At 34.1% G+C, this 8,540-nt stretch carries 7 protein-coding genes; 2 read left to right on the top strand and 5 right to left on the bottom strand.

Annotation, left to right across the window (positions count from 1 at the left end):
- From OQH62_RS08055 to zwf, 5 genes are all read right to left on the bottom strand, one after another.
- Positions 1 to 1,264, bottom strand: a 1,264-nt coding sequence (locus OQH62_RS08055; protein WP_266015998.1) for a sugar MFS transporter, incomplete at its 3' end; no start/stop codon positions are given.
- Between the two features lie 9 nt (positions 1,265 to 1,273).
- On the bottom strand, positions 1,274 to 2,914 hold the full coding sequence (pgi, locus tag OQH62_RS08050; protein WP_266016002.1) for a glucose-6-phosphate isomerase: 1,641 nt from the start codon (positions 2,912 to 2,914) through the stop codon (positions 1,274 to 1,276).
- Positions 2,915 to 2,916: 2 nt separating this feature from the next.
- The gene (locus tag OQH62_RS08045) at positions 2,917 to 3,912 is read right to left on the bottom strand and encodes a glucokinase (protein WP_323053646.1); all 996 of its coding nucleotides are present in this window, start codon (positions 3,910 to 3,912) and stop codon (positions 2,917 to 2,919) included.
- Entirely contained in the window at positions 3,896 to 4,573 is a 678-nt protein-coding gene (pgl, locus tag OQH62_RS08040) for a 6-phosphogluconolactonase (RefSeq protein WP_266015997.1), read from the bottom strand. The genes OQH62_RS08045 and pgl overlap by 17 nt, the downstream gene beginning before the upstream one ends.
- A gap of 111 nt (positions 4,574 to 4,684) precedes the next feature.
- Positions 4,685 to 6,085 (bottom strand): glucose-6-phosphate dehydrogenase, encoded by a 1,401-nt coding sequence (zwf, locus tag OQH62_RS08035; RefSeq protein ID WP_266015995.1) that lies wholly within the window; start codon positions 6,083 to 6,085, stop codon positions 4,685 to 4,687.
- A 118-nt stretch (positions 6,086 to 6,203) separates the two neighbouring features.
- Between zwf and edd the strand changes: the two genes are divergently transcribed.
- Together edd and eda are read left to right on the top strand one after the other, a co-directional pair.
- The gene (edd, locus tag OQH62_RS08030) at positions 6,204 to 8,006 is read left to right on the top strand and encodes a phosphogluconate dehydratase (protein WP_266015994.1); all 1,803 of its coding nucleotides are present in this window, start codon (positions 6,204 to 6,206) and stop codon (positions 8,004 to 8,006) included.
- Positions 8,007 to 8,016: 10 nt separating this feature from the next.
- On the top strand, positions 8,017 to 8,540 hold a 524-nt coding region (gene eda / locus OQH62_RS08025; RefSeq protein ID WP_266015992.1), incomplete at its 3' end, for a bifunctional 4-hydroxy-2-oxoglutarate aldolase/2-dehydro-3-deoxy-phosphogluconate aldolase.

The following is an 8,540-nucleotide window of genomic DNA, read 5'->3' as shown; positions in this document are numbered from 1 at the left end:
TAAGAAACCACCGTTGTGTTTTATAACCATTTAAAGCAAAAAATAGAATATAAACATAGCACAACATAGGCACAAAATATGAAAGAAGCAAATTACTCTGATCAGGTATTAAACCTTGTACTGGTGGTACATACGAAAGAAGCGAAGGTTTGTGATCAGCTACCAAACCTTGTACTGGTGGTATAATAGCACCTCCAACAATAGCCATACAAATAAGTCCCGAAGCCTGACTTGTAAATTTGCCTAAATTCTTTGTCGCTAAAGAAAAAATAGTAGGAAACATAATAGAATTAAAAAAGCCTATCGTTAGCAAGGCCCACATAGCAATTTCTCCACCACTAATAATAGCTATCAAGGTTAAGAAAATAATCATAATTGCGTTAAAAGCTAAGCACTTGTTTGGAGCTATTTTTGTCATTATAGCACTACCTATGAATCTTCCAACCATAGCACCACCCCAATAAAAAGCTATATATTTCGCTCCTAAGTTTTTATGTATATTAGCTACATCTTCCATAGTCAAAATCAAAAAAGAACCGATAGAAACCTCTGCGCCTACATAAAAGAAAATAGCAGCAGCACCTAAAACAAGATGCGGATACTCAAATATACTTGTTTTTCCATCCTGATTTTGTTCACTAATCTCTTCAGCTCTTCCTCTTACATCTGGAAGTTTTAACAAATACACAACAATAGCAAGTAAAATTAATACACCGGCTATACCTAAATACGGAATTTGTACTGATTGAGCCTCTTGTGCTTTGCTAACATATTCAACAGTATCTGAAAGAATAAATGCAGCACCAAAAAGTGGTCCTAATGTTGTACCTAAAGAATTAAAAGCTTGAACAAGAGTAAGAGAACTTGCCTCTTTTCCCGGTGTCAATAATGTTACAAAAGGATTTCCAGCTGTTTGAAGCAACACAACTCCACTTGCTAAAACAAATAATGCACCTAAGAAAATAGGATAATACTCTGTGGAAGCAGCTGGATAAAAAAGAATACAACCTGAAGCCGTTAAAAGAAATCCTAAAATGACTCCAAGAGGATAACCAATTTTTTCCAAAAATTTTCCAAAAAAACCACCTGTTATAAAATAGGCACCAAAAAAACAAGACTGAATTAAAGCTACTTCAAAATGATTCAACTCAAAAACAACTTTCAAATGTGCTATTAAAATATCATTTAACACTGTAATAAAGCCCATAGCAAAAAACAAAGCTGTTAAAGTTGCCAAGGCAAAAGTATTTGATTTTTTTTGCATATTTATCCTTTAAATTGAATTGAATGTTTTATAAATTTGTATTAAATGTTGCGTTGAACTGTCATTTTCTATAGCACTATCCTCGCCTTTAAGCTCACTTAAAATATCCTTAGCCAATTCTTTGCCAAGTTCAACACCCCATTGGTCAAAACTATTAATATCCCAAATTACCCCTTGAACGAAAATTTTATGTTCATACAAAGCAACTAAAGAACCCACGCTTTGCGGACAAATTTCATCAAGCAAAAGAATATTACTTGGACGGTTACCCGAAAAAACTCTATGCGGTGCGAGTTTTTTTATCTCTTGCTCACTGATTCCTTTTTTACGCATTTGCATACACACTTCATCATACGTTCTTCCGCGCATAAAAGCTTGTGCTTGTGCAAAGACATTGCTTAATAAAATTTCGTGATGTCCGGGTAAATTTCCCTTTTTACTTAAAGAAACAATTAAATCAATGGGGCTTAAATGAGTGCCTTGATGTAAAAGCTGAAAAAAGGCATGTTGAGCATTTATACCCATATCACCCCATATTATAGGACCTGTATCATACTCAACTTTTTTACCATTCTTACGTACGCCTTTGCCATTACTTTCCATATCAAGCTGTTGAATAAATTTAGGAAAATACCGAAGATGTTGATCATAAGGAGCTATGATATGACTTCCTGCATCGAAAAAATTAACATACCAAATCCCAAGTAAAGCTAAAATAACAGGGAGGTTTTTACTAAAATCTTCATTATAAAAATGCTCATCCATTAAAAAAGCCCCTTCAAGCAAAGAAGTAAAATTCTCTTTGCCTAAATAAATCATAATTGCAAGTCCTATAGCAGACCAAAGACTAAACCTACCACCAACCCAATTCCAAAATTCAAACATATTATTTTCATCTATTCCAAAAGCTTTTACCGCCTCCTTATTTGTAGAAACAGCAACAAAATGTTTAGCAATACATTTTTCATCTAAAGAATGTTGTAAAAACCATTTCCTAGCCGTAAGAGCATTAGTTAATGTTTCTTGTGTTGAAAAAGTTTTTGAAGCGACTATAAAAAGCGTTGTTTCTGGATGAACTTGATTTAAAACCCCTTGAAGCTGAACTCCATCAACATTAGAAACAAAATACATATTTAAACGAGGATGTCCAAATTTCTTTAAAGCTTTGCAGACCATCAAAGCACCTAAATCAGAACCTCCTATGCCTATATTCACAACATCAGTGATGACTTGATTTGTATATCCCAGCCACTTTCCTATACGAACAGCATTTGAAAATTCTCCCATTCTATAAAGCACATCAGCTACATTTGGCATAATATCTAATCCATCAACATAAATAGCATTTTTATTTTGATTTCTCAAAGCTGTATGTAAAACAGCTCTCTTTTCTGTTGTATTAATTTTTTCACCATTAAACATTGCGATGATTTTTTCTTTCAAAGCACACTCTTTTGCTAAATCAATAAGCAAGCTAAGAGTAGTATCATTGATACGATTTTTAGAATAATCAAGCCTCAATTTTCCTATGCTGCAAAAATATCTCTTTGCTCTTTGAGTATCTTCTTCAAACATCGCTCTCATATGGACATTTTTTATCTCTTTAAAATGTTGCAATAAAGCTTTATAAGTTTTTAAATGTGTAAGCATTCTCATCTCAAATCTTTTTCTCTCAAATAATTCTCTAATGCAACACCAACTCCATAAATCCCGGGATATTTCGCTAAAACAACATAAACAGGGATAGCAGCTAAATATGGATCAAACCTGCCTTTATTTTCAAAACGTGTTCTAAAAGGTGAGTTTTTAAAATATTCAATAAATCTCGGTATAATCCCTCCACACAAATACACTCCCGACCTTGCCCCTAAAGTTAAAGCTAAATTTGATGAAACGGTTCCAAGCATTGCACAAAAAATGTCTAAAGTTAAACGACATAAAGGCGATGTACCGCTTAAAGCTTGTTCGCTAATAAGTGCTGGAGTCATTTTAGAGCTTTTAATACCTTCTCTTTGTGCTAAAGCTTCATAAATCAACACAAGTCCTGAACCACTTAAAAATCTTTCAGCAGAAACATGCCCAAATTTTTTCCTTGCATATTCCCAAATCATCACTTCAGTATCATCAAAAGGAGCAAAGCTAACATGCCCACCCTCACCTGCTAAAGCTATATAATTTCCATTTTGACAAGGGATTAACCCGCTCACACCAAGCCCCGTTCCCGGTCCTAAAACAGCTTTTGGGGCAGACACTTCAGATGCCACACCTCCGATTTGCACCAGTTCTCTTGTATCCATTTTTGCAATAGCAAAAGCTTGAGCAGTAAAATCATTGATAAGAATTAAAACTTCTAATTTCAAAGCCTGTCGTGTTGTTTCTATCGAAAAAGTCCAATGGTGATTAATCATTTGAACCCAATCGCCTATTACCGGATTTGCAATAGCAAAAGCTGCAAATCGTATTTCAGGCTCACCTGCCTTTTTCAAATATGCCTTTACCGCATCAACAACACTATTGTAATCATTGCAAGATAAAACTTCTATATATTTGAGTTCTCCACTTAAAAATTCTAAAGCAAAACGAGCATTTGTACCGCCTATATCTGCTAAAAGTCTAGGATAAGATTTTTTACTATGCAAAATAAACATCACATTCTACCTCTTTTGAATGAAGAATATATGATAGAGGTAAAGACTTGTTTTTACTAAGTGCTGCTTTATCAAAAATTTCACGTTTTTGAGCTCCTGCTATACTTAAAAAAAGTTTTTTACACTTAAATAAAGCAGCAAAACTCATACTCAATCTTTGATATGGAGCATTTTTTGGATTTATGAGTACAATATTCTCATCTGTTTGCAAAGCATTTTCAAACTCATCAGCCTCAGAAAACAAAGACGCTGTATGTCCGTCCAAACCCATACCAAGCACAGCGAAATCAGGTTGTTTGTATGATTTATTTGCTACATTGAGAAGTTCTTGTGGGCTTAGATTTGGATTTTCAAGCAAAGGAGTAAAATGTGCCTCAACTGCAAAATTTTGCAAAAGATACTTTTCTAAAAAATGGGCATTGCTTTCATCAGAGTTACATTCAACAATTCTTTCATCAACCAAAGAAAGATACATTTTTGACCACTGCCATTTTTGCTGACTTAAAAGTTTAAAAAAAGCAAGCGGTGATTTTCCTCCAGAAAGATTAAGTCGTGCATAATCTTTTTCTTTTATGCTTTGTGAGCAAAGTATATGAAGCGCCTCTATTAAAGCAAAATTACATTTTGTTGCATCGGCAAATTCATAAATTTTAAATGCCATTTTTCAATCCCTCATTCATCATATCAAAGCTTAACAATTTTATGCAAAAAAGACAAGAACTACAAACAAACATAAAAGCTTTTTTGTCAATATGTTTCAAATATTCTCATATTAAAAAAAATTGTTACTATTATACCATTCAAAACCATCATTTTCTATAAGAGAGAAAGCTTCTTGTGGTCCCCAGCTCAAAGACGGATAGTAAAAGAGTTTCTTTGTATGCCAAGTTTGCAAAAGAGGATTAAGCCAAGTCCAAGCAGCCTCAAGTTCTTCTTTATGATTGAAAGAGACAAGATTGGCTTCTATCGCATCTAATATTAAGCTTTCATAAGGATACATAGAATTTTGTTCGTCTAAATTTAGCAATAAAGCCTGTTCTTGCGTTTGCATACTTCTACCACTTTGTTTAAGTTGTATTGTAATATAGAGTTCATTTCTAGGTTGCAAAGAAATGATGAGTTTATTTGCCTTAATATTTGGCTTTGATTTAAAGTGAAGTACAATGTGAGCAAAAGAATTAGCCATTCTCTTTCCTGTTCTAAGATAAAAAGGTACTCCAAGCCAGTTTGTATCTAAAATTTCAGTCTTTAAAGCAACAAAAGTTTCTGTTTGACTATGAGCTTGCACATTTAATTCTTCCAAATAGCCTTTGCATTGTTTGTTTGCTGTATATTGAGCTTTAATGACTTGAGTTTGTAAAGCCTTTTCATCAAAAGGCTTTAAACTTTGTAAAAGCTTTAATTTCGCAGCTCTTAAAGACTGTGCGTCCAATGTTTTAGGAAGTTGCATTGCTACCAAGCAAAGAATTTGTAGCATATGATTTTGCAACATATCTCTTAAAGCACCCATTCTGTCATAAAATTCCCCGCGTGCTTGAATTCCTAATGTTTCAAAAACAGAAATTTCAACACAGGCTATGTGTTCTTTATTCCACACAGAGGAAAAAAGCGGATTGTATGCCCTTAAAAACATAATATTTTGGACACTCTCTTTGCCTAAATAATGATCTATTCTATAAATTTGCTCCTCCTGATAGTACCGTGCGATCTTATCATTAATCTCTTTACAAGAATGCAAATCAACTCCTAAAGGTTTTTCAAGCACTATTCTTACTCTTGAAGTATTGAGCCCAATACGAGCTAAATTTTCACACGTCTTGATAAAAAATTCAGGAGAAATTGAAAAATATATCACAAGATCTTCATTTTCATTGCATACTATTTCTTTTAAAATATAAAAATCTTCCATTCGATTTAAATCAATGCTTAAGTAATGAATTTTTGCTACAAATTCCTCCCATTTTTTTTCATCACAATCTTGAATATGAATTTTTGACTTAGCTTCTAATTCTTCCAAAAAGCCTTTATCATCTAAAATGGTCCTACCTGTGGCAATAAATCTTGCATTCTTATGCAATAAATCCTTTTTATACGCCTCATAAAGGGCTGGAAAAATTTTTCTCATAGCTAAATCGCCGGTAGCTCCAAATAAGACAAAAGAAAAATCCCGCATTTGTTTTCCTTAATAAAATCTAGAGAAATTCAAGCTTTTTTAAAGCTCTCATTAGAAATTTGTCTGTAAAATATAACACAGTTACTAAAACAAAAACATAATCAATAAATGGAAAAGTATGGCAAAGGCAGAACTTATAAAAATCACTCAAAAAATTTTTCAAAGAAGTCAAAAAACACGAGAAAGTTATTTAGAAAGGATGCAAAAACACAAAGGTAAAATTCACCGCCAAGATTTAGGCTGTGCAAATTTAGCTCACGCTTATGCAAGCATTCCTTCCAATATTAAAAGAAAAATAATAGAGAGTGAGAGATTAAATTTTGCCATTGTTTCAGCTTATAATGATATGCTTTCAGCCCATCAGCCCTTCAAAGACTATCCTGATATTCTAAAAAAGGAACTTTTTAAATACGGTGCCTACGCACAATTTGCCGGAGGGGTACCTGCTATGTGCGATGGGATAACTCAAGGTTATGAAGGAATGGAATTATCGCTTTTTTCGCGTGATACTATTGCTATGAGTGTAGCCATAGCACTTTCACATAATGTCTTTGACGGGGCATTCTATCTTGGTGTCTGCGATAAAATTGTACCCGGTCTTTTAATCGGGGCTTTAAGTTTCGGATACCTACCAAGTATCTTTGTTCCAAGTGGTCCTATGAAAAGTGGTATCTCTAATGATGAAAAATCAAAAGCAAGAGAGCTCTTCGCTCAAGCAAAGATTACAAGAGAACAACTTTTAGAAAGTGAGATGAAATCGTATCACGATGTTGGCACTTGTACTTTTTATGGTACAGCCAATTCAAATCAAATGATGATGGAACTTATGGGTTTGCATTTACCAAATTCAGCCTTTATTAATCCAAATACAAGCCTAAGAAAAGCCCTTACAAAAGAAGCTGCAAGAATAATGACTCAAAACACAATAAAACCAATAGGTGAAATGATAAGTGAAAAAAACATTATCAATGCTATGGTAGGACTTATGGCAACAGGTGGTTCAACAAATCACACTATACATCTTGTGGCCATAGCACGAGCGGCTGGAATTATAATCAATTGGGACGATTTTGATGCTATTTCAAGCATAACTCCGCTTTTAGCAAGAGTATATCCTAATGGTAAAGCCGATGTGAATCAATTTTTTGCTGCTGGAGGGTTAGCTTTTATTGTGAGAGAGCTTTTAAACTTCGGGCTTTTGCACGAAGATGCTCATACTGTAATGGGAGAAGGTATGCACTTTTATACAAAAGATCCATTTTTTATCGATGAAAAACTTGTTTTTAAAGAAAATCGTGAAAACTCAAAAGATGAAAATATACTAAGAACAATAAAAAAACCTTTTTCACAAGATGGGGGAGTAAAAATTTTACGCGGAAACATAGGCAGAGCTGTGATCAAAATTTCAGCCGTTAAAGAAGAACATCAAATTATAAAAGCACCTGCCTTAGTCTTTCACTCCCAACAAGAATTTTTAGAAGCTTTTGAAAAAAAACAACTTCAAAAAGATTTTATCGCTGTAATAGCCTTTCAAGGACCAAGAGCAAATGGAATGCCCGAGCTTCATAAACTCACCCCGCCTTTAGGTATTCTACAAGAACAAGGTTTTAAAGTTGCATTGATAACAGACGGAAGGATGTCAGGTGCCTCAGGAAAAGTTCCTGCAGCCATACACTTAAGTCCAGAAGCTTCAATGGGTGGAAATATTGCAAAAATTCAAAATGGAGATATGATATTGCTTGATGCAAAAAATGGGATTCTTCAAATACTCCTCGATGAGCAAGAATTCTCACAAAGAAAAACTACAAAATTTAAAAAAGAAGAAATATTTGGCTGTGGCAGAGAGCTTTTTGCAGCCTTTAGAAGTCAAAGCTCAAGTGCAGAAAGCGGTGCTATGAGTTTTGGTGGTTATTTTTGTTAAGGAAAGAACAATGAAAGCAAAGCAAATATTACAGAAAAGCAAAATTATCCCTGTGATTGTTGTTGAAGAGCTTGAAAGTACTTTAGAATTAGCCAAAATTTTGGTAGATTCAGGCATAGAAATACTAGAAATTACCCTCCGCACTCAAAATGCTTTTGAAGCCATCAAATGTATTAGCAAAGAAATACCTAATGCCATTATTGGTGCTGGAACTGTGCTAAATGCTAAACAGCTAGAATTAGCTCTTAAAGCAGGAGCACAGTTTGCTATCAGTCCGGGTTTTAATGCAACACTTGCACAAGAAGCCTTAAAAACAAAAACAGTCTTTATACCCGGAATTGCAACGCCGAGTGAGCTTATGCAAGCTTTGGAATTTGGCTTTGAAGAACTAAAATTTTTTCCTGCACAACTTTGCGGAGGAATAGCAATGCTTAATACCTTTGCTTCTGTCTTTAATCAAGTGCAGTTTTGCCCAACAGGAGGGATAAACTATGAAAATATGGATAAGTATTTAAGTCTTAAAAATGTTCTTTG

Origin of the sequence: Campylobacter sp. MIT 21-1684 (assembly GCF_026241315.1) — a bacterium.
GTDB lineage: Bacteria > Campylobacterota > Campylobacteria > Campylobacterales > Campylobacteraceae > Campylobacter_D.
The sequence above is the reverse complement of the archived record's forward strand: the minus strand, read 5'-3'. Positions and strand labels throughout refer to the sequence as shown.

Bases quoted from the DNA above. Each gene is read 5' to 3' on its own strand.
- pgi (WP_266016002.1), bottom strand. From the start codon at position 2,914: ATGCTTACACATTTAAAAACTTATAAAGCTTTATTGCAACATTTTAAA.
- OQH62_RS08045 (WP_323053646.1), bottom strand. From the start codon at position 3,912: ATGTTTATTTTGCATAGTAAAAAATCTTATCCTAGACTTTTAGCAGAT.
- pgl (WP_266015997.1), bottom strand. From the start codon at position 4,573: ATGGCATTTAAAATTTATGAATTTGCCGATGCAACAAAATGTAATTTT.
- zwf (WP_266015995.1), bottom strand. From the start codon at position 6,085: ATGCGGGATTTTTCTTTTGTCTTATTTGGAGCTACCGGCGATTTAGCT.
- edd (WP_266015994.1), top strand. From the start codon at position 6,204: ATGGCAAAGGCAGAACTTATAAAAATCACTCAAAAAATTTTTCAAAGA.